Below are 19911 nucleotides of genomic sequence, written 5' to 3'. Positions count from 1 at the left end.
TTAGAATGGGATTAAGGGGGCGCTTAATGTGTTACTAATTGTAAAATGCACGAGAATTAATACTCCGGAAGGGGTATTAAAACAATTCCAGCGTAATGAGTTTATCGAGATGCTTATTAAAGGCCGCGTCGTCCATCTCCGGCATATTTAATATGTAAATGCCGTCCAGCCCGCACACCAGCCCTATCAAACGCCAGGCAATATTTTCTGCACGGTCAGTCAGCGTAAATTCGCTGGCGTCCGCCCCGGCACGAATAATGGCAACGGTCTCCTGGTGCCACATCTCCATTGTCAGTACGTAAGCGCCTTTTATTTCGGCATCCCGAATGGCCAGAATTTGGGCTTCACGCCACAGACGAATGTAGGGTTCAAACCTGCCGTCATCGCTGCCGAGCATGGCATGCAGCCGCTCGCGCCAGCTGGCGTTTTCGTCCAACGCGTCGGCATCCAGCAGCTCGCGGATCAGGCGAACAAAGGCCAGCGACTTTAGTTCTCCACCGGAGGTGAAGTGGTGGTGAACCTGTCCTGTCGCCACGCTGGCTTCAGCGGCAATACGGCGCACCGTCATGGCCGCCAGTCCTTCGGCGAGGGCCACGCGCATGGCGGCCTGCAGGATGGCTTCACGCCGCTCGTCCTTGCTCAGATAACGCATGTTTTTCTCACTCTCAATGGGGACGAAACGAGTGTAACAAAAAGCTGGACATGCGTTCAACTTTACGTAGGATCGCATCCTGGACATGTGTCCATGTTTTGAAAGAAAAGGAAATTTATGTTTCGTCAGTGGTTAGCGTTAGTGATTATCGTGCTGGTGTATATCCCGGTGGCGATCGACGCGACGGTGCTGCACGTGGCGGCGCCGACATTGAGCATGACGCTGGGCGCCAGCGGCAATGAATTACTGTGGATCATCGACATTTACTCGCTGGTGATGGCGGGAATGGTACTGCCGATGGGGGCGCTGGGTGACCGCATTGGTTTTAAACGATTGCTCATGATTGGCAGCACGCTGTTTGGCCTGTCGTCGCTGGCGGCAGCGTTTGCGCCTTCTGCGGGCTGGCTGATTGCGGCGCGCGCCTCTCTGGCAATAGGCGCAGCGATGATAATTCCGGCCACGCTTGCTGGGATCCGCACGCTGTTTGTCGACGCGAAGGAGCGCAACATCGCGCTCGGGGTTTGGGCTGCAGTGGGTTCCGGCGGCGCGGCATTTGGCCCGCTGATTGGCGGTATGTTGCTGGAACACTTCTACTGGGGTTCAGTGTTTTTGATCAACGTGCCAATCGTGCTTATTGTTGTCACGCTTGCGGCGCGTTTTGTTCCCCGGCAGCAGGGGCGGCCTGAGCAGCCGTTGAACATTAGCCATGCGATCATGCTGATCGTGGCGATTTTACTGCTGGTCTACAGCGCTAAAACCGCGTTGAAAGGCGTGCTGTCACCGTGGCTGGTGGCCTGTACGCTGCTGACTGGCGCGGTGATGCTGTTTATTTTCGTGCGCATTCAGCTGCGCGCCCGCGTGCCGATGATCGACATGCGCCTGTTTTGCCACCGCATCATTTTAAGCGGCGTGGTGATGGCGATGACGGCGATGATCGCGCTGGTGGGATTTGAACTGCTGATGGCGCAGGAGCTGCAGTTTGTTCATGGCTTCACGCCGTTTGAGGCAGGCATGTTTATGCTGCCGCTGATGGTGGCCAGCGGGTTTAGCGGCCCGATAGCAGGTGTTCTGGTGGGACGTCTCGGTCTGCGTCTTGTGGCGGCAGGGGGGATGGGGCTGAGCGCGGTCAGTTTTATCGGCCTGTCGATGCTGGATTTCAGCACTCAGCAGCTGCTGGCGTCTGCCCTGATGGTTCTGCTCGGCTTTAGCGCGGCCAGCGCGCTGCTGGCCTCGACCTCTGCGATTATGGCCGCTGCGCCAAAAGAGAAAGCGGCTGCCGCAGGGGCGATTGAAACCATGTCCTACGAGCTGGGGGCGGGACTGGGGATCGCCATTTTCGGCCTGCTGTTAACCCGCAGCTTCTCGGCGTCGATTGAGCTGCCGCAGGGGCTGAACCCGTCGCTTGCAGATAAAGCCTCGTCCTCAATTGGTGAAGCGGTGAAGGTGGCGCAGGATCTGGCGCCGTCACTGGCTGAGTCGGTGATTGAGGCGGCGAAAACGGCGTTTATCACCTCGCATAGCGTGGCGTTGGGTAGCGCGGGAGCGATGCTGCTGATGCTGGCGACAGGGATTTGGTTTAGCCTGGCGAAGGTGCCGAAGCCGTAAAACCCGCCCGGTTTGTCCCCTCTCCCTGTGGGAGAGGGTGAGGGCATCAGGCCTCGGTAATGGCTTAGATTTCCTGCGCCGCGGCCAACACGCTGTGCAACAGCACGTTGGCCCCTTTCTCTGACCACTCCGGCAGTATCCTTTCCGCTTCGTTATGGCTGATGCCTTTCTCGCAGGGGATAAAGATCATGCTTGCCGGGGCGATTTTGCTGACATAACAGGTGTCATGCCCGGCACCCGAAACCATCGGTTTAGACGAGTAGCCCAGCGCCGCCACGGCGCGTTCCGTGCGGGCCAGACACGCCGCGTTAAACGCAATCGGCGCGTAGTCAAAAATGCGCTCGACGTTAGCCGTCACGCCACGGGCGGCCAGGCTTTCCGCAGCCTGATGCAGCGCCACCTCCATCGCTTCCAGCGCATCCTGCTCCGGATGGCGGAACTCCACGCTACACACGACGCGAGACGGCACCACGTTTCGCGAGTTCGGCGTGATCTCCGCCATGCCGATCGTTGCGCGACCGTCCGGCGCATGCCGATAACCAATCTCTTCTACCTTCAGCGCCAGCTCGGCAAACGCGGTTAACGCATCGCGTCGGCTGTGCATGGGCGTGGTGCCCGCATGCGCGGCGAAACCGTCCAGCGCGAGGGTATACCAGCGCTGGCCCATGGCCGCACGCACCAGACCGATATCGATGGATTCATCTTCCAGAATCGGTCCCTGCTCAATGTGCAGTTCATAGCAGGCGTGAACCGGAAAAGCGCGGGCCGGGATTTCGCCGCGATAACCGATCGCCTCAAGCGCCTCGCGTACCGTTACTCGCTTGCTGTCCATCCGGGCGTAGGCAAAATCTTCGGAAAGCTGACCTGCCCAAACGCCTGATGCGAGCATCGCCGGGGCAAAGCGCGCACCTTCCTCGTTGGTCCAGTTCACCAGCACAATGTCGCGCTCAGTCTGTACGTTGTTATCGTTCAGCGTCCGCAGCAGCTCAAGCCCGGCCAGCACGCCGTAGATACCATCGTAGTTGCCGCCGAGGGGTTGCGAGTCGACGTGCGAGCCGGTCATCACCGGCGCAAGCGCCGGGTTTGTACCCGCGCGGCGAATAAACATATTGCCCATGCTGTCGACGTCGCAGGTGAGGCCCGCCTCCAGCGCCCAGTCGCGCAGCAGGTTACGCGCGATGCGATCCTCCTCGCTCAGGGCCAGACGGGTAACGCCACCGGCGGGAGTGCCGCCGATCTGCGCCATCATCTCCAGCGTTGTCCACAGACGCTCAGCGTTGACCCGAATCATGCCGTGTCCTTTTTACTGCGGTAGCGGAAGTCACAGCACGAGCCGCCCTGCATGATGGTGGTGGTGCGCGTCAGCTCCACGTCCGGCGCGTAGCCCACAATAAATTTCTCATCGCGAGCGCAGGAAAGCAGATGACCGATTTCACCCAGCCCCATCTCGTGGTACATCTCGGCGTAACGGCAGCGGGTCACGTTGTAGTTGTACTGCTGGTCGTCGGCGTCAATCACCTTAACTTCAAGGGCATTATCTTTCTCCCACAGGTACTGCAGGGCGATAAAGCTCTTTACGTCCGCACCGTCGGGCTCTTTGCTGGCAAACGCTTTGCCTGCGTCAATCGCGGCCTGCTCAATGGCCTCGCCAATGACCGCCTGCGCGCGGGTTTTTCCTATCTCCCGCACCAGGATTTCATAGATTGGCTTAATAATTTCTGCTTCAATTTTGCGGCGGGCGAGAATGCCCAGCTCATTATTATCACTCATCACATTGCCTCACTGCGGTTACTTGTCTTTCGCGCCGCCCAGCACGGTCTGCGGCTGCCACTTGCCATCAACGACTTTGTAGACCGTGAACGACGGTGATTTCAGGTTGCCTTCTTTATCAAACGCGATCTGTCCGGTCACGCCCGAATAGCTGATGGCGCGCAGGGCAGGCAGATACTCGGTCGGATCGACGGAGTCGGCTTTTTCCATGGCCGCAACCAGCACGCGGGTGGCGTCATAGGCGAACGGGGCGTGCAGTTCAATATGCGTGTGGTAGCGCGCCTGGTAGGCCTGCTCAAACGCCTTACCGCCCGGCATTTTCTCAACCGGCAGGCCCGGTTCGAGGGCGACAACGCCTTCGCCTTCCTTCTGCGCCAGCTGAAGGAAGGTCTGGCTGACGAAGCCGCCTGCGCCCATCAGCGTGGCGTTCATGCCCAGCTGTTTGATACGGCGCGCCAGCGGTGCAGCCTGGCTGTCGACGCCGCCAAAGAAGATCAGATCGGCGTTTTTGCTGCGAATGGCGGTCAGCACGGCGCTGAAGTCCACGGTTTTATCATCGACGTACTGACGGTCAACAATCTTCACGCCCTGAGCTTCCAGCGATTTGATAAATTCGTCCGCCAGACCCTGACCAAAGGCGGTACGGTCGTCGATCACCGCAATGCGTTTGGCTTTCAGCGTATTGACCGCGTACTGACCGGCAAACTGTCCGCCGTCATCGTCATGGCCCATTACGCGGAAGCTGGTGTCAAAGCCCTGTTTGGTATAGGCGTGCCCGGTCGCCACCGGGGCCACCTGTGCGATGCCCGCATCGTGATAAATGCGCGCGGCCGGAATGCTGGTGCCGGTATTCCAGTGGCCAACTACGCCCGCCACGCCGCTGTCCACCAGACGTTGCGCCACGGCAACGGCGGTGCGCGGGTCAGACTGATCGTCTTCGGACTGCAGTTTGAAGGTCACCGCTTTGCCGCCGATGGTAGGGTGCTGCTTGTTGATGTCGTCAATGGCCAGCTGCGCGCCGTTTTCCAGATCTTTACCGATACGAGCAGACGGGCCGGTGAGCGGGCCCGCCAGGCCGATGGTCACGGTTTCGCTGCCAGCGGCCCACGCGGCCGTCGAGGCAAAACCGCTGAAGAGAATAGCGGCGCTGAGCGCACTGATTTTTACTGTTTTCATTATATTTCCCTGATGTTGGCTGGTGTGGTTAAACGGGCATTTCGCCCAGGTAAATCTGTGCAATCTGGTCGTCATTGAGCAGCGCTTTCGACTCGCCATGATGGACAATGCTGCCGCTGTCCATCACCCACGCGCTGTCGGTTACCTCAAGCGCAAGACGGGCATTTTGTTCGATGAGCAGCAGGGCAACGCCGCGTTCGCGCAGGCCGCCGATAACGGCAAAAATGTTCTCCACCATCTTCGGGGCAAGGCCCATGGACGGTTCGTCGAGGATCAGCAGACGCGGGCGGCTGAGCAGGGCGCGGTTAAGCGCCAGCAGCTGTTGCTCACCGCCGGAAAGCAGGCCAGCGAGCTGATGCTGGCGCTCTCCCAGGCGCGGGAAACGCTCGAAAATGTCATTCATCTCTTGCCTGACGGTGACAGTGTCACGCCTGAGCCAGGCACCCATCTGCAGGTTTTCCAGTACCGTCATTCGGGCGAAGATCCCACGTCCTTCCGGGACCATGACCAACCCGTCCCGGAGCAGGGATTCGGGCCTGTGCTTACGTACCGTTTTACCGTTGAATTCAATACTGCCGCTAAAGTTTTCCAGCCCGGTGATGGCGCGCACGGTGGAGCTTTTTCCCGCGCCGTTCGCGCCGATCAGCGTAGCCTGTTCGCCCTCGTGCAGCGTAAAAGAGACATCGCGTACGGCCTGAATACCGCCGTAATGCACGTCCAGACGTTCAACCTTCAGTAATTCAGACATGGGCGTTGCCTCCAAGCCAGGCGGCAATCACTGCCGGGTCGCGACGCACGCTGTCCGGCGTGCCGCTGGCGAGCGTTTTGCCGTAATCAAGCACCGTCAGGCGATCGCAGATGCCCATCACCAGCTTGACGTCGTGTTCGATCATCAGCAGGGTTCTGCCGTCGTCACGAATACGCGTCAGCAGTTCACCGAGCGCCACTTTTTCCGCCGCGTTCATCCCGGCGGCGGGTTCGTCCAGCGCCAGCAGAAGCGGATCCGTTGCCAGCGCCCGGGCAATTTCGAGACGTCGCTGATGCCCGTAGGCCAGGTCGCAGGCACGATAGTGGGCAAACTTGGCAATGCCGGTATATTCCAGCCAGTGCCACGCCTGCTCGCGCGTTTCGGCTTCTTCTTTACGGGCGCGCCGGTTGCGGCTCAGCGCCGCCCATAAACCGTTGCGGGTGCGCACGTGGCGGCCCACCATGACGTTTTCCAGTACCGACATCTCGTTAAACAGCCTGACGTTCTGAAACGTGCGGGCGATCCCGGCGGCGGTGACTTTTTCAATCTGTTTCGGGTAATAGGGCTTATCGGCAATGGTGAACTCACCACTGTCCGCCGGATACAGCCCGGTAATCAGGTTGAAGCAGGTGGTTTTGCCCGCGCCGTTAGGGCCAATCAGGCCGTAGATTTCGCCTTTATTCACGGTGAGCGAAACGTCATCCACGGCGGTCAGCCCGCCGAAGCGCTTGGACATATTGCGTACAGTTAACAGGCTCATGCTTTCACCTCCTTGTGTCGCACCGGCCAGATGCCTGAAGGACGAACCAGCATCACCAGCACCAGCGCCAGACCGTAGAACAGCTGGCGTAAAATTTCCGGGTCGACCAGCACCGTGCCAAACAGCGCCTGCTGAACGGGCGCGGCCTGGCTGCGCAGCAGCTCCGGCAGGGCCGTCAGGAGCACCGCGCCGAGGATCACGCCGGGTATATGCCCCATACCGCCCAGTACTACCATCGCCAGCACGGCAATGGACTCCTGCAAGGTAAACGACTCCGGTGAGACAAAGCCCTGAAACGCGCCGAACAGGGCACCCGCCACGCCGCCAAACGAGGCGCCCATGGCAAAGGCCAGCAGCTTGTAGTTGCGCACGTTGATACCCATCGCGCGGGCCACGTCTTCATCTTCACGAATGGCGTGCCAGGCGCGACCAATGCGCGAATGCTGCAGGCGCAGGCAGACAAACACAATCGCCACAATCACCAGCATCAGCAGGTAGTACCACAGCCACAGGGCGGGCACTTTGAAGCCAAACCAGTGATATACGCCGCTGAACTTCAGGCCGAACAGGTTCAGGGTATCGACGCCGGTAATGCCCTTTGCGCCGTTGGTGATGTTCACCGGACGGTCGAGGTTACGCATCAGGATGCGGATGATTTCGCCAAAGCCGAGGGTCACTATCGCCAGGTAATCCCCGCGCAGCTTCAGCGTGGGTGCGCCAAGCAGAATGCCGCACACTGCGGCAGCCAGAGCCGCTATGGGAATAATCAGCAGCCAGGAGGTGTGCAGCCCCTCCGGGAACCAGACGGTGAGGATCGGAAATACCTCTGACAGGTGCGGGGAGGCAAGCAGGGCGGCCAGATAGGCACCGACCGCGTAAAAAGCGATAAAGCCCATGTCCAGCAGGCCCGTGTAGCCGACCACAATGTTAAGCCCCAGCGCCAGCATGATGTAAAGCAGGGCAAAGTCGATAACCCGCACCCAGTAGTTGCCGCCAATCTGGCTGGCGACCACGGGCGCAATCAGCAGCGCGAGGCAGAACAGCGTCATGCCGGACCAGAACTTGCGCGTCGCCGTCGGCGTTTGGAGTTGTACGGTTGTCATAGTGTTCCTTACGCTCTGTTTGCCACGCGTTCGCCGAGCAGGCCTGCCGGACGGAAGACCAGCACCAGAATCAGCACGATGAAGGCAAAGACATCCTGATAATTACTGCCGAACACGCCGTGGGTCAGTTCACCCAGGTAGCCCGCGCCGAGTGCTTCAATGATGCCAAGCAGGATCCCGCCAATCATGGCGCCGCGAATATTGCCGATCCCGCCCAGCACGGCGGCGGTGAACGCTTTAATCCCTGGCAGAAAGCCCATGGAGAAGCTGGCGTTACCATAGTTGCTCGCCATCATCACGCCTGCCAGCGCGGCAAAGATGCCGCCGATGGCAAACGTGAGGGTAATTATCGCGTTCGGGTTCACGCCCATCAGCATGGCGACGCGCGGATTTTCCGCCACGGCGCGCATGCCGCGCCCCAGGCGGCTGTATTCGACCAACAGCCAGAGACCGATCATGACGGTCAGCGCCAGCGCCACGGTCACGATGCCGGTGACGGTAACAATCGCAGGGGGATGGGCTTCGCTGCCGGACGTAACGGCGATCGGGTCCATCGGCAGGATCTGCGGGAACATCAGCGGATTGCGCGTCCAGATAATCATCGCCACGGTTTGCAGCAGCACCGAGACGCCAATCCCGGAGATCAGCGGTGCCAGACGCGGCGCGTTGCGCAGGCGTCGGTAGGCAAAGCGTTCCACAGCCATCGCCAGCAGAGCACAGACCGCCATGGCAACCAGCAGCGCAAAGCCCAGCTGCACCAGCAGCGGCAGATGCGGGAAGGTGTTGTTCAGAACGTTAATGGCGGAAAGCGTGGTTAGCGCGCCGACCATCAGAATATCGCCGTGGGCGAAGTTAATAATGCGCAAAATGCCATACACCATGGTATAGCCCAGCGCGATCAGCGCGTAGATGCTTCCCAGCATCACGCCGTTGATCAGTTGTTGTATCAGTGTATCCAACGTGCGTACCCGACAAGTTGCTCTTTCAGCGGCTACCATCCAATAAATGAATAAAATTGTAAAATACACATATATTATTTCTTATGATAAACCGGTATTGTTTTATATTTATGATTTACATGAAAATATTAAAACCCTTCAGCAGGGTGAAAAGCCTAAAGAAATAAATATATGAATAAAACAGAACAGTCGACCGCCGTGTCAGCCTATGCCGAAAGCCGTCTGGCAAACGATCCGCCGCTTCGGGCCGTGCGGGCATTTGAAGCCATTGCCAGGCTGGGAAGCGTGACCCTGGCCGCGCAGGAGTTGGATATCTCCCCCTCCGCCGTGAGCCATCAGCTAAAGGTGCTGGAGACCTATCTGCAGATGCCACTCACGGAGCGACAGGGGCGAAGGCTGATCCTGAGCCAGCAGGGGCGGGATTACTACCGCTCGATTCGCGCCGCGTTCAACGTGCTTCGGCAGGCGACGGAACACCTGGTGGAACAGGCGCAAACGCGTCAGGTGACCATCAGCCTGATCCCGCTGTTTGGTATGGGGTGGTTTATTCCGCGTCTGCCGACCTTTATGCGCGCCAACCCGCAGACGGAGATCAACGTTGTCTACGCCAACCACCGTAACTACCTGAGCGATGCGTCCGATATGTCGATTCGCTTTGGTAACGGCCAGTGGGCTGGCTATCAGAGCGAAAAACTGATCTCCGGCCAGATGGTGCCGGTGTGCAGCCGCGCGTTTTTGCGTATTCACGGCCATATCGATACGCCCGAACAGCTGCTGCAAATGCCGCTGCTGCACGACGAGGAGCGCTCGACCTGGCCGCAATGGTTTATGCAGCAGGGGGTGAAGCGTCCCGTGCGCCGCAGTGGACCGATGTTTGAGGATGGCTTGCTGACGCTGGCTGGCGTACAGGCCGGGCTGGGATGTGCCCTGATGCGCGAGCCGCTCATTGCTCCGTATCTTGAGAGCGGGGAACTGGTAAAGATCTTTGATTTGCCGATCGACGACGGGCGGGATTACTACCTCTGCGTACGCACTGACTCGGACATGACCGAAGACGGGAAACTGCTGCAAAACTGGCTACGTCGGGCGGCGGGCAGTGAACAGAGCCTGGAATAAAAAAGGCCAGCGACGATGGCTGGCCTTTTCGTACTGACAAATCTTAGAACTGGTAGGTCAGACCCACAGCCACGATGTTGTCGGTAGACACTTTGGCATCTTTGGTGAACGTGTTGTCGTCCAGCAGGTTGATTTTGTAATCAACGTAGGTAGACATGTTTTTGTTGAAGTAGTAGCTCGCGCCAACATCAATGTATTCAACCAGATCCTGATCGCCATAAGAACCGATGTCCTTACCTTTGGATTTCAGGTAAGCGATGGATGGACGCAGGCCGAAGTCGAACTGGTACTGTGCAACCACTTCGAAGTTCTGCGCTTTGTTCGCCACGTGACCGTTACCGAACGCGGTCATGTTACGGGTTTCAGAGTAGGTGGTTGCCAGGTAGATGTTGTTCGCATCGTACTTCAGACCCGCTGCCCACACTTCTGCGTTTTCGCCACCGGCGTTCAGCTCGCTTGCTGCGTTAACCTGACGGTCAGTACGGTCGGATTTCGCATAGGTCGCACCTGCCGCGAAGCCGTCGAACTCATAGCTGGAAGACAGACCCCAGCCGTCACCGTTGGATTCGGTGATATCGTCACGGTCGTTTTTACCCTGGTACTGTGCCGCAAAGTTCAGGCCGTCAACCAGACCGAAGAAGTCGGTGTTACGGTAGGTTGCAACGCCAGTGGTACGGCCAGTCATAAAGCCGTCGGTCTGGGTCCAGGTATCGCCACCGAATTCTGGCAGAACGTCAGTCCACGCGCCGATGTCGTAAGCAACACCGTAGTTACGACCATAGTCGAAAGAGCCGAATTCGTTGAATTTCAGACCGGCAAATGCCAGACGGGTTTTGTTACCGTCAGAGCCCTGCGCTTCAGAGCGGTTGCCCTTGAACTCATATTCCCACTGACCGTAACCAGCCAGCTGGTCGTTGATCTGCGTTTCGCCTTTAAAACCCAGACGAACGTAAGTTTTGTCGCCGTCGTTGTCAGCGTCATCAGAGAAATAGTGCAGACCTGTTACTTTGCCGTACAGATCCAGTTTGTTACCGTCTTTGTTAAAAACTTCAGCCGCGTTTACAACGCCTGCTGCCAGCATAGAAGTGACTGCCACTGCAACTAATTTAAGTTTCATCTTAAACATTCCTTATAATTTTCTTAGGTATTTCCTGAGCCAATTTGAACGATTTCTAAACGAGGCGGTTCGTCAATGGCAGACTATTTTTAAAAATCTTGTAGCCTGCTTTCAATAATAAGTTTCAAAATATTAAAGATAATTTCAATTAGTGTGATCCTGATCGGAATAATTGCCGTGAAAGCCCCGAATTTGATTAATATTCACGCATAAAGTGACTATTTACGCACCATGAATATTACGCAGTAAATAGTTTTTACATGTTGTAGTACAGGAGGGGAATATTCGTGATTAACGATCTTTTAAGGGTGGGGTGATAATTTTAAGTTCAATAAAAACAGTCATATGAAGGTTTTGTTGCATTGAATTTATAACGGGCAGACTGACATATCCAGAAATGTATTATTGCATTCTGTGCTATATAGCTCGTTAATATACACAGTGAACTAGTCACATTGCGTTGTCAATTTATGTCAATATGAGAAGAGGTGAGCTTTCATCACGAGGCTAATATAAACAGAATTTAAACAGGCCACTCTAATTCTGATAAATATTCTGAGCAGGCTCACATTTTAAATTAATGTTAATTATGTTGCCGGGATGAAAAATACTCCCGGCATGGAGAGATTATTTGCGTGTCGCATACCAGCAAAGGAGCGAACCGGCGCAGACCATCAGCGCACCTTGCCAGAAAGAGAACGACAGCGGGGAACTTAACAGCACGGCCGCCAGGGCGGCGGATAATACCGGGGTGAAATAGGAGACCGCCGCCAGGACGGTGACGTTACCGTGGAGAATGCCAATATTCCATGCGGCATAGCCAAACCCCAGCGCGATACCGCACATGACGAGCTTCACCACCACCGGGATGCTGAACACCATTTCCGGCTGATCGCTGAGCGCATATTTCACCCACAGACTCAGCGCCGTTAGCAAAACGAAAAGGGTGATCCCGTTTTGTCCTCTGGCAAATTTGGCGGTGACGGTGCAGTAGGCCGCCCAGATAAAGGCACCGGCAAATGCCAGAGCATAACTCAGCGGGCTGGAGACGATATTGCGGATGATTTCATCAACGTGTAACCCCTGTTCACCGCCTAATACCCAGCAGACGCCGAGCAATGAGATCGCGAGCCCGGGGATCACCCACACGTTTGATTTCTGCCCGTTGAACAAAATCGCAAATACAATCGTCAGGCTTGGCCAGAGATAATTGACCATGCCTACTTCTATAGCCTGAGATCGCGTGGCGGCATAGCCTAACGACAGCGCCAGGCATATTTCGTAGCTGACAAATAAAACGCTGCCAGCAATAAGATACCGGGGCGAAAACCGTCTGATATCAGGAAATCCTACTGTTACCAGACACAGTAATCCGCTCAGGGTGTAGATCATCGCCGCGCCGCCTACCGGCCCCAGCCCTTCGCTCACGCTGCGAATAAGGCCGACCATGGTGCTCCATAACAGTATCGCCGCCAGCCCAATAAGCGTTGCTCTTTTTCTCTCCATGTCGTTGCCTTTGCAATAAAAATCAGAGGGAAAATGTAGCGCATTCATCCTGACGCTGTCGCGAATTATTCTCTTAAGCCGTTAATCAAAAAGGGGTATTTGACCGTACCGAAGGTGACTATTTAGGGGGTGAAGGGAGATGACCTTGATTTGACGCAAAAAAAACAGGGGCATTGCTGTTAGTTTGCGCCACGAAGTCTTATCAGATAACGAGGACAACAATGGACGTCAGCCGCAGACAATTTTTCAAAATCTGCGCGGGCGGTATGGCCGGAACAACAGCCGCGGTGCTGGGATTTGCTCCCAAAATGGCGCTGGCTCAGGCACGCAACTATAAGCTGCTGCGCGCGAAAGAGATCCGTAACACCTGCACATACTGCTCCGTAGGTTGTGGGCTTTTAATGTATAGCCTGGGCGATGGCGCGAAGAACGCCAGAGAAGCGATTTATCATATTGAAGGGGATCCGGATCATCCGGTGAGCCGGGGCGCACTTTGCCCGAAAGGGGCAGGGCTGCTGGACTACGTTCACAGTGAAAACCGCCTGCGCTACCCGGAATACCGCGCGCCGGGTTCCGACAAGTGGCAGCGAATATCCTGGGATGAGGCCTTCTCCCGAATCGCCAAATTAATGAAAGCCGACCGCGATGCCAACTTTATTGAAAAGAACGCGCAGGGCGTGACGGTCAACCGCTGGCTTTCCACCGGCATGCTGTGCGCCTCTGCGGCGAGTAATGAAACCGGCATGCTGACGCAAAAATTTGTGCGTTCTCTCGGCATGCTGGCGGTAGACAACCAGGCGCGCGTCTGACACGGACCAACGGTAGCAAGTCTTGCTCCAACATTTGGTCGCGGTGCGATGACCAACCACTGGGTTGATATCAAAAACGCTAACGTCGTGGTGGTGATGGGCGGTAACGCTGCTGAAGCACACCCTGTGGGTTTCCGCTGGGCGATGGAAGCAAAAAACAACAACGATGCGACGCTGATCGTCGTCGATCCGCGCTTTACGCGTACGGCATCGGTGGCCGATATCTATGCGCCGATCCGCTCCGGTACGGACATCACGTTCCTGTCCGGCGTGCTGTTGTACCTGATCGAAAATAACAAAATTAACGCGGAATACGTTAAGCACTACACCAACGCGAACCTGCTGGTGCGGGATGATTTTGCCTTTGATGACGGGCTGTTTAGCGGCTATGACGCCGAAAAACGCCAGTACGATAAATCGTCCTGGAACTATCAGTTCGATGAAAACGGCTACGCGATGCGTGATGAAACGCTGACGCACACGCGCTGCGTGTGGAATCTGCTGAAAGAGCATGTATCCCGCTATACGCCTGACGTGGTGGAAAACATCTGCGGCACGCCGAAAGCGGATTTCCTGAAGGTGTGTGAAGTGCTGGCCTCAACCAGCGCCGCCGACAGAACCACCACGTTCCTGTACGCGCTGGGCTGGACGCAGCATACCGTTGGCGCGCAGAACATCCGCACCATGGCGATGATCCAGCTGCTGCTCGGCAACATGGGGATGGCCGGTGGCGGCGTGAACGCGCTGCGCGGTCACTCCAACATCCAGGGCCTGACCGATCTCGGCCTGCTGTCGACCAGCCTGCCAGGCTACCTGACGCTACCGTCTGAGAAGCAGGCCGATCTGCAGACCTATCTGGCGGCGAATACGCCTAAGGCGACGCTGCCGGATCAGGTGAACTACTGGAGCAACTATCCGAAGTTCTACGTCAGCCTGATGAAATCCTTCTACGGTGATGCTGCGCAGAAGGAGAACGACTGGGGCTTTGAGTGGCTGCCTAAGTGGGACCAGGCCTACGACGTCATCAAGTATTTCAACATGATGGATAAGGGCAACGTCACGGGCTACATCTGCCAGGGCTTCAACCCGGTGGCCTCCTTCCCGGACAAAAACAAAGTCGTTCGCAGCCTGAGCAAGCTGAAGTACATGGTGGTTATCGATCCGCTGGTGACCGAGACCTCAACCTTCTGGCAGAACCACGGGGAATCAAACGATGTCGATCCGACGTCGATTCAGACCGAAGTGTTCCGCCTGCCGTCTACCTGCTTTGCAGAAGAGGATGGTTCTATTGCCAACTCCGGCCGCTGGCTGCAGTGGCACTGGAAAGGTCAGGATGCGCCGGGCGAAGCGCGTAATGACGGAGAGATCCTCGCCGGAATTTACCATCGCCTGCGCGAAATGTACCGCACTGAAGGTGGCAAAGGCGCGGAGCCGCTGCTGAAGATGGGCTGGGACTACAAGCAGCCTGACCATCCTGAGTCAGAGGAAGTCGCCAAAGAGAACAACGGCGTGGCGCTGGCGAATCTCTATGACGCGAGCGGCAACCTGGTGGCGAAGAAAGGTCAGCTGCTGAACAGCTTCGCGCTGCTGCGCGATGATGGCACGACGGCGTCGTCCTGCTGGATCTACACCGGCAGCTGGACGGAGCAGGGTAACCAGATGGCCAACCGCGATAACGCCGACCCGTCCGGGCTGGGCAATACGCTGGGCTGGGCCTGGGCGTGGCCGCTGAACCGTCGCGTGCTGTACAACCGCGCGTCTGCGGACGTAAACGGCAAGCCGTGGGATCCGAAACGTATGCTGATTCAGTGGAACGGGGCGAAGTGGGCGGGGAACGATATCCCGGACTACAACACCGCCGCGCCGGGCAGCAACACCGGGCCGTTTATCATGCAGCCGGAAGGACTGGGGCGCCTGTTTGCTCTCGACAAGCTGGCTGAAGGGCCTTTCCCGGAACACTACGAGCCGATGGAAACGCCGCTGGGGACTAACCCGCTGCACCCGAACGTGATCTCCAGCCCGGTGGTGCGTATCTACGAAGAGGACGTGCTGCGCCTGGGCAAGAAGGACAAATTCCCATACGTCGGAACGACCTACCGCCTGACCGAGCATTTCCACACCTGGACCAAGCACGCGCGGCTTAACGCCATCGCGCAGCCGGAACAGTTTATAGAGATCAGCGAAACGCTGGCGAAGGCGAAAGGCATTGCCAACGGCGACCGCGTGAAGGTGAGCAGCAAGCGCGGCTTTATACGCGCCGTAGCCGTGGTCACTCGCCGCCTGCAGTCGCTGAACGTGCACGGTCAGCAGGTTGAAACCGTGGGTATTCCGCTGCACTGGGGCTTTGAGGGCGTGGCGCAGAAAGGCTACATCGCCAACACCCTGACCCCTAACGTCGGCGATTCCAACTCGCAAACGCCGGAGTACAAGGCGTTTCTGGTCAACATCGAGAAAGCGTAAGGAGCGATTCAATGGCGATGGAAACACAAGACATTATCAAACGCTCCGCGACCAACCCGATAACTCCCGCGCCTCGCGCGCGGGATTATAAGGCAGAGGTCGCCAAGCTTATCGATGTCTCCTCCTGCGTGGGCTGTAAAGCCTGCCAGGTGGCCTGTTCGGAGTGGAACGATATCCGCGATGAGGTCGGGCACTGCGTTGGCGTCTACGACAATCCGGCGGATCTGAGCGCCAAATCATGGACGGTGATGCGTTTTAGCGAAACCGACCAGAACGGCAGGCTGGAATGGCTGATCCGCAAAGACGGCTGTATGCACTGCGAAGATCCGGGCTGCCTGAAGGCGTGCCCGTCTGCCGGTGCGATTATTCAGTACGCCAACGGGATCGTCGACTTCCAGCAGGACAACTGCATCGGCTGCGGCTATTGCATTGCGGGCTGTCCGTTTAATATCCCGCGCCTCAATAAAGAGGATAACCGGGTATACAAATGCACCCTGTGCGTGGACCGCGTCAGCGTCGGGCAGGAGCCTGCCTGCGTCAAGACCTGTCCCACCGGCGCTATCCACTTCGGCACCAAAAAAGAGATGCTGGATGTGGCGCAGGCGCGGGTGGACAAGTTGAAAGCGCGCGGGTACGAGAATGCAGGCGTTTATAACCCGCAGGGCGTGGGCGGTACGCACGTGATGTATGTGCTGCACCATAACGACCAGCCGGAGCTGTACCACAATCTGCCGAAAGATCCGGCGATCGATACCTCGATCAACCTGTGGAAAGGGGCTCTCAAACCGCTCTCGGCGGCGGGCTTTATCGCCACTTTTGCCGGGCTGATTTATCACTACATCGGGATTGGGCCAAACAAAGAGGTGGATGACGACGAGGAGGAACACCATGAGTAAGTCGAAAATGATTGTGCGCACGAAGTTTATCGACCGCGCCTGTCACTGGACGGTGGTGATCTGCTTCTTCCTGGTGGCGGTATCCGGGATCTCGTTCTTCTTCCCGACACTGCAGTGGCTGACCGAAACCTTCGGTACGCCGCAGATGGGGCGAATTCTGCACCCATTCTTTGGCGTGCTGATCTTCGTGGTGCTGATGTTTATGTTCGTGCGTTTTGTTCATCACAACATCCCGGACAAGCAGGACATCCCATGGGTGAAAGGGATTGTTGAAGTCCTGAAAGGCAACGAGCATAAAGTCGCAAAGGTGGGCAAATACAACGCCGGGCAGAAGATGATGTTCTGGACCATCATGAGCATGATTTTTGTGCTGCTGGTGACCGGGGTGATTATCTGGCGTCCTTATTTTGCGCAGTATTTCCCGATTCAGGTGATTCGCTATGCGCTGCTCATCCACGCCACGTCGGCCATCATTCTGATCCACGCCATCCTGATCCATATGTATATGGCGTTCTGGGTGAAAGGGTCGATCAAAGGGATGATTGAAGGGAAGGTGAGCCGCCGCTGGGCGCAGAAACACCACCCGCGCTGGTATCGTGATGTGGAACGTCTGGAAGCGAAACAGGAAAGTACGGAAGGGATGAAGTAAGACCTGCGCCGTCGGCTTTGCCCGGCGGCGCTGCGCTTGCGCGGGCCTACGTTATGTATTGGTTACCAACGCATCTATTGCCGCAATAACAGTACTTCTCGCGCTGCGAAGATTGCATACATAATTTTTATTATTTAGTTTCTTTTTCTCCACGTGTGTTATACCCGCGGTATTAAGGAAATATCGTTCAAAATCAATATTCACCAGTGGCGTCGCGGCGTGGATATGCCCACGTAAAAAACTATGGTAACTTAATGGAATAATCAGTCTTGTTGATAAATCATCATAATAGTCATGTTGAATTATCATAAAATAAGGCTGATAGTCGCGTGTTCTCTCTGAAGGATTACGGTAAACGTCAAACTGAAAGCACATTAAATCCCTCCAAAGAAAGGATCGTCAGATAATAATCCCGCTTTAGCCGTAAATTCATTCATGGCTCTTATGAACTCCTTATCTTGCTGATGCTGTCGTCTCCGCGCCTCGGGTGTCTGGACCTCACGGGAGGCGCCACTCGCCACGCTCTTATTTTTGCCATAGTCTTTGATTCGGTTTGATTTCATTTTTAACTCCTTTGTTGGTGCGGTCATTATCAACCGCAGCCAACAAAAAACAATACCGTTTAACCTGGTAATCTCCATTCTGCGAGCTGTCTTCCAGTAATATCAGAACCGCTCCTCCACATACCTGAACGGGTATTTCGTGGGTTTTACCTTGCCAATTTTACGCTTCGGCAAGTCGACCTTTTCGACGTGAATGTCTTTATATGGGATCTGTTTAAGCAGGTGCGAAATAATATTTAGCCGCACGCGCTTTTTATCTTCTGAACGCGCCACAAACCACGGTGCCCAGGCGGTGTCGGTGGCTTTAAACATCGCGTCGCGGGCAACTGTGTATTCATCCCAAAGGTTGAAAGATTTAATGTCCATCGGGGACAGCTTCCAGATTTTACGACCATCGTTAATGCGATCGCGCAGACGGCGCTCCTGCTCTTTGGGTGTGACTTCAAGCCAGTATTTCAGCAGGATAATTCCGGCATCCACCATCGCTTTTTCCATGACCGGCGTGCCGTCCAAAAATTTCTCCACCTGCTCCTCGGTACAGAACCCCATCACGCGCTCGACGCCCGCGCGGTTATACCAGCTGCGGTCAAAGATGACGATTTCACCGGCAGAGGGCAGATGCGGCACGTAACGCTGGAAGTAGAGCTGGCTTTTCTCTTTATCGGTGGGGGCGGGCAACGCGACAACGCGGAAGACGCGCGGGCTGACGCGCTCGGTGATCGCTTTGATGGTGCCGCCTTTACCGGCGCCGTCGCGTCCTTCAAACACAATACAGACCTTTAATCCTTTGGCGACGACCCACTGCTGGAGTTTAACCAGTTCCACGTGAAGGCGACGAAGCTCTTGTTCATACTCTTTGGTCTTCAGCGTGGGTTTAACCTCCCTGTCTACGCTGGCTTTGGTCACGGTCACTGCTTTCGTTTTATTCTGTTTTGCGTTTCCCATGATAATCCTCATCTCCGAATCGGGTGATGTGCCTGGAAGGAACTAACACTTTGAAGTGTAATGCTGGCCGGCAACCTTCGCGGGAATTTTTGACATACGTGTCTGATAAGCGTGTTTCCCTTCATCAGGTAACGGGTTAGAATGGTGTGAAGGACTGTATAAATAAACAGGATGATGCCATGGCATTGATTTTTGAAGGCGAAAAAATAGGTCGTAACCGTTTTACCGGCGAGAAAATAGAGAATGCAATCTTTCGTAACTGCGACTTTTCCGGTACGGATTTAACCAGCTCGGAGTTTATCGGCTGTCAGTTCTATGACCGGGAAAGCCAGCAGGGCGGTAACTTTAATCGGGCGCAACTTAAAGATGCTATTTTCAAAAGCTGCGATTTATCGATGGCGGATTTCAGGCATTCAAATGCATTAGGCATCGAAATCCGTGAATGCAGGGCGCAAGGGGCCGATTTCCGCGGGGCCAGTTTTATGAACATGATCACCACCCGTACCTGGTTTTGCTGTGCTTACATCACAAAAAGCAACCTGAGCTATGCCAATTTTTCGAAGGTGGTTCTGGAAAAATGCGAGCTGTGGGAAAACCGCTGGAACGGCGCGCAGATACTTGGCGCTACCTTTAGCGGCTCGGATCTGTCTGGGGGAGAGTTCTCATCCTTTGACTGGCGAGCGGCCAATTTTACCCACTGCGATCTGACCAATTCAGAACTGGGTGATCTGGACGTGCGGGGTATTGATTTGCAGGGCGTCAAACTGGACAGCTATCAGGTTTCCCAGTTGATGGAGCGACTTGGCATCGTTGTTTTAGGCTAACGGTATTCACAGCCTCACTCCACCTTGTCGTCATGAATGTCTTTATACGGGATCTGTTTAAGCAGGTGTGAAATAATATTTATCCGCACGCGTTTTTTATTTTCTGAACGCGGCACAAAACACGGTGCCCAGGTGGTATCGGCGGCTTTAAATATGGCGTCGCGGGCGAGAGTGTATTAGTCCAGGTGATTGAAATATTTACGTCTGGAATAAAGTTCTGTTGAGTGAGTTTCTAAGAAACCACTGATTTTTT

Annotated in this window: 19 protein-coding genes and 1 pseudogene; 6 read left to right on the top strand and 14 right to left on the bottom strand. The window is 55.9% G+C overall.

Annotated elements, in window-relative coordinates; all coding sequences use genetic code 11:
- Nucleotides 1-76: 76 nt before the first annotated feature.
- Nucleotides 77-652: a TetR family transcriptional regulator gene (locus ACOQH0_RS11805; protein ID WP_089600051.1), complete on the bottom strand. Its 576-nt coding sequence runs from the start codon at nucleotides 650-652 to the stop codon at nucleotides 77-79.
- Between the two features lie 117 nt (nucleotides 653-769).
- Here ACOQH0_RS11805 and ACOQH0_RS11800 point away from each other — a divergent pair, with 117 nt between their 5' ends.
- Nucleotides 770-2257: an MFS transporter gene (locus tag ACOQH0_RS11800; RefSeq protein WP_421510406.1), complete on the top strand. Its 1488-nt coding sequence runs from the start codon at nucleotides 770-772 to the stop codon at nucleotides 2255-2257.
- 64 nt (nucleotides 2258-2321) lie between these two features.
- Here the strand turns inward: ACOQH0_RS11800 and ACOQH0_RS11795 are convergent, their stop codons facing one another.
- From ACOQH0_RS11795 to ACOQH0_RS11765, 7 genes are read right to left on the bottom strand one after another with little or no spacing between them, the layout of a single operon-like run.
- Nucleotides 2322-3548, bottom strand: a complete 1227-nt coding sequence (locus ACOQH0_RS11795) for a Zn-dependent hydrolase (protein ID WP_421510405.1) — start codon at nucleotides 3546-3548, stop codon at nucleotides 2322-2324.
- The gene (locus ACOQH0_RS11790) at nucleotides 3545-4027 is read right to left on the bottom strand and encodes an L-2-amino-thiazoline-4-carboxylic acid hydrolase (RefSeq protein ID WP_046889613.1); all 483 of its coding nucleotides are present in this window, start codon (nucleotides 4025-4027) and stop codon (nucleotides 3545-3547) included. The genes ACOQH0_RS11795 and ACOQH0_RS11790 overlap by 4 nt, the downstream gene beginning before the upstream one ends.
- 18 nt (nucleotides 4028-4045) lie before the next feature.
- Nucleotides 4046-5203, bottom strand: coding sequence for a branched-chain amino acid ABC transporter substrate-binding protein (locus tag ACOQH0_RS11785; RefSeq protein ID WP_421510404.1), 1158 nt, complete (start codon nucleotides 5201-5203; stop codon nucleotides 4046-4048).
- A gap of 28 nt (nucleotides 5204-5231) precedes the next feature.
- The gene (locus ACOQH0_RS11780; RefSeq protein ID WP_253178570.1) at nucleotides 5232-5951 is read right to left on the bottom strand and encodes an ABC transporter ATP-binding protein; all 720 of its coding nucleotides are present in this window, start codon (nucleotides 5949-5951) and stop codon (nucleotides 5232-5234) included.
- Nucleotides 5944-6711: an ABC transporter ATP-binding protein gene (locus ACOQH0_RS11775; RefSeq protein ID WP_325827322.1), complete on the bottom strand. Its 768-nt coding sequence runs from the start codon at nucleotides 6709-6711 to the stop codon at nucleotides 5944-5946. Before ACOQH0_RS11775 ends, ACOQH0_RS11780 begins: the two co-directional genes overlap by 8 nt.
- Complete coding sequence (locus tag ACOQH0_RS11770; protein ID WP_421510402.1) at nucleotides 6708-7814, bottom strand: branched-chain amino acid ABC transporter permease; 1107 nt, start codon at nucleotides 7812-7814, stop codon at nucleotides 6708-6710. Before ACOQH0_RS11770 ends, ACOQH0_RS11775 begins: the two co-directional genes overlap by 4 nt.
- 8 nt (nucleotides 7815-7822) lie before the next feature.
- Complete coding sequence (locus ACOQH0_RS11765; protein WP_421510401.1) at nucleotides 7823-8773, bottom strand: branched-chain amino acid ABC transporter permease; 951 nt, start codon at nucleotides 8771-8773, stop codon at nucleotides 7823-7825.
- A 171-nt stretch (nucleotides 8774-8944) separates the two neighbouring features.
- Here ACOQH0_RS11765 and ACOQH0_RS11760 point away from each other — a divergent pair, with 171 nt between their 5' ends.
- Nucleotides 8945-9889: a LysR substrate-binding domain-containing protein gene (locus ACOQH0_RS11760; RefSeq protein ID WP_421510400.1), complete on the top strand. Its 945-nt coding sequence runs from the start codon at nucleotides 8945-8947 to the stop codon at nucleotides 9887-9889.
- A gap of 43 nt (nucleotides 9890-9932) precedes the next feature.
- Here the strand turns inward: ACOQH0_RS11760 and ompC are convergent, their stop codons facing one another.
- Together ompC and yddG are read right to left on the bottom strand one after the other, a co-directional pair.
- Nucleotides 9933-11006: a porin OmpC gene (ompC, locus tag ACOQH0_RS11755; protein WP_421510399.1), complete on the bottom strand. Its 1074-nt coding sequence runs from the start codon at nucleotides 11004-11006 to the stop codon at nucleotides 9933-9935.
- Between the two features lie 627 nt (nucleotides 11007-11633).
- Nucleotides 11634-12512, bottom strand: a complete 879-nt coding sequence (gene yddG, locus ACOQH0_RS11750; protein WP_421510398.1) for an aromatic amino acid DMT transporter YddG — start codon at nucleotides 12510-12512, stop codon at nucleotides 11634-11636.
- Nucleotides 12513-12733: 221 nt separating this feature from the next.
- On the opposite strand from yddG, the gene fdnG reads away from it, so the two are divergent.
- From fdnG to fdnI, 3 genes are read left to right on the top strand one after another with little or no spacing between them, the layout of a single operon-like run.
- Nucleotides 12734-15781, top strand: a complete 3048-nt coding sequence (gene fdnG, locus ACOQH0_RS11745; RefSeq protein WP_421510397.1) for a formate dehydrogenase-N subunit alpha — start codon at nucleotides 12734-12736, stop codon at nucleotides 15779-15781.
- Between the two features lie 11 nt (nucleotides 15782-15792).
- Nucleotides 15793-16677 carry a formate dehydrogenase subunit beta gene (gene fdxH / locus ACOQH0_RS11740; RefSeq protein WP_336665931.1) on the top strand — a complete coding sequence of 295 codons (885 nt, stop codon included), beginning with the start codon at nucleotides 15793-15795 and terminating at the stop codon, nucleotides 16675-16677.
- Nucleotides 16670-17326, top strand: a complete 657-nt coding sequence (gene fdnI, locus ACOQH0_RS11735) for a formate dehydrogenase-N subunit gamma (protein ID WP_042713865.1) — start codon at nucleotides 16670-16672, stop codon at nucleotides 17324-17326. The genes fdxH and fdnI overlap by 8 nt, the downstream gene beginning before the upstream one ends.
- Nucleotides 17327-17377: 51 nt before the next feature.
- Here fdnI and ACOQH0_RS11730 read toward each other — a convergent pair whose 3' ends face one another.
- The 3 genes from ACOQH0_RS11730 to ppk2 form a co-directional block, all read right to left on the bottom strand.
- On the bottom strand, nucleotides 17378-17635 hold the full coding sequence (locus tag ACOQH0_RS11730) for a CcdB family protein (RefSeq protein ID WP_421510396.1): 258 nt from the start codon (nucleotides 17633-17635) through the stop codon (nucleotides 17378-17380).
- A 65-nt stretch (nucleotides 17636-17700) separates the two neighbouring features.
- A complete protein-coding gene (locus tag ACOQH0_RS11725; RefSeq protein ID WP_421510395.1) occupies nucleotides 17701-17889 on the bottom strand; it encodes a hypothetical protein in 189 nt (62 codons plus the stop codon).
- A gap of 102 nt (nucleotides 17890-17991) precedes the next feature.
- On the bottom strand, nucleotides 17992-18834 hold the full coding sequence (gene ppk2 / locus ACOQH0_RS11720) for a polyphosphate kinase 2 (protein WP_250902726.1): 843 nt from the start codon (nucleotides 18832-18834) through the stop codon (nucleotides 17992-17994).
- A 179-nt stretch (nucleotides 18835-19013) separates the two neighbouring features.
- On the opposite strand from ppk2, the gene ACOQH0_RS11715 reads away from it, so the two are divergent.
- The gene (locus ACOQH0_RS11715) at nucleotides 19014-19658 is read left to right on the top strand and encodes a quinolone resistance pentapeptide repeat protein QnrE3 (RefSeq protein ID WP_010431379.1); all 645 of its coding nucleotides are present in this window, start codon (nucleotides 19014-19016) and stop codon (nucleotides 19656-19658) included.
- 17 nt (nucleotides 19659-19675) lie between these two features.
- On the opposite strand, the pseudogene ACOQH0_RS11710 reads toward ACOQH0_RS11715, so the two are convergent.
- Nucleotides 19676-19834: pseudogene (locus ACOQH0_RS11710) on the bottom strand (polyphosphate kinase 2); the annotation flags it as partial.
- Nucleotides 19835-19911 lie beyond the last annotated feature (77 nt).

The sequence above is a fragment of the Enterobacter sp. JS8-1 genome (assembly GCF_049187015.1).
GTDB classification, from domain to species: domain Bacteria; phylum Pseudomonadota; class Gammaproteobacteria; order Enterobacterales; family Enterobacteriaceae; genus Enterobacter; species Enterobacter mori.
Note: the sequence above shows the minus strand (reverse complement) of the source record. Positions and strands in the feature narration are given on the sequence as shown.

What these genes read in the sequence shown, in the direction of transcription:
- ACOQH0_RS11805 (WP_089600051.1), bottom strand. Translation starts at nt 652, where the DNA reads ATGCGTTATCTGAGCAAGGACGAGCGGCGTGAAGCCATCCTGCAGGCC.
- ACOQH0_RS11800 (WP_421510406.1), top strand. Translation starts at nt 770, where the DNA reads ATGTTTCGTCAGTGGTTAGCGTTAGTGATTATCGTGCTGGTGTATATC.
- ACOQH0_RS11795 (WP_421510405.1), bottom strand. Translation starts at nt 3,548, where the DNA reads ATGATTCGGGTCAACGCTGAGCGTCTGTGGACAACGCTGGAGATGATG.
- ACOQH0_RS11790 (WP_046889613.1), bottom strand. Translation starts at nt 4,027, where the DNA reads ATGAGTGATAATAATGAGCTGGGCATTCTCGCCCGCCGCAAAATTGAA.
- ACOQH0_RS11785 (WP_421510404.1), bottom strand. Translation starts at nt 5,203, where the DNA reads ATGAAAACAGTAAAAATCAGTGCGCTCAGCGCCGCTATTCTCTTCAGC.
- ACOQH0_RS11780 (WP_253178570.1), bottom strand. Translation starts at nt 5,951, where the DNA reads ATGTCTGAATTACTGAAGGTTGAACGTCTGGACGTGCATTACGGCGGT.
- ACOQH0_RS11775 (WP_325827322.1), bottom strand. Translation starts at nt 6,711, where the DNA reads ATGAGCCTGTTAACTGTACGCAATATGTCCAAGCGCTTCGGCGGGCTG.
- ACOQH0_RS11770 (WP_421510402.1), bottom strand. Translation starts at nt 7,814, where the DNA reads ATGACAACCGTACAACTCCAAACGCCGACGGCGACGCGCAAGTTCTGG.
- ACOQH0_RS11760 (WP_421510400.1), top strand. Translation starts at nt 8,945, where the DNA reads ATGAATAAAACAGAACAGTCGACCGCCGTGTCAGCCTATGCCGAAAGC.
- ompC (WP_421510399.1), bottom strand. Translation starts at nt 11,006, where the DNA reads ATGAAACTTAAATTAGTTGCAGTGGCAGTCACTTCTATGCTGGCAGCA.
- yddG (WP_421510398.1), bottom strand. Translation starts at nt 12,512, where the DNA reads ATGGAGAGAAAAAGAGCAACGCTTATTGGGCTGGCGGCGATACTGTTA.
- fdxH (WP_336665931.1), top strand. Translation starts at nt 15,793, where the DNA reads ATGGCGATGGAAACACAAGACATTATCAAACGCTCCGCGACCAACCCG.
- fdnI (WP_042713865.1), top strand. Translation starts at nt 16,670, where the DNA reads ATGAGTAAGTCGAAAATGATTGTGCGCACGAAGTTTATCGACCGCGCC.
- ACOQH0_RS11730 (WP_421510396.1), bottom strand. Translation starts at nt 17,635, where the DNA reads ATGATAATTCAACATGACTATTATGATGATTTATCAACAAGACTGATT.
- ACOQH0_RS11725 (WP_421510395.1), bottom strand. Translation starts at nt 17,889, where the DNA reads ATGAAATCAAACCGAATCAAAGACTATGGCAAAAATAAGAGCGTGGCG.
- ppk2 (WP_250902726.1), bottom strand. Translation starts at nt 18,834, where the DNA reads ATGGGAAACGCAAAACAGAATAAAACGAAAGCAGTGACCGTGACCAAA.
- ACOQH0_RS11715 (WP_010431379.1), top strand. Translation starts at nt 19,014, where the DNA reads ATGGCATTGATTTTTGAAGGCGAAAAAATAGGTCGTAACCGTTTTACC.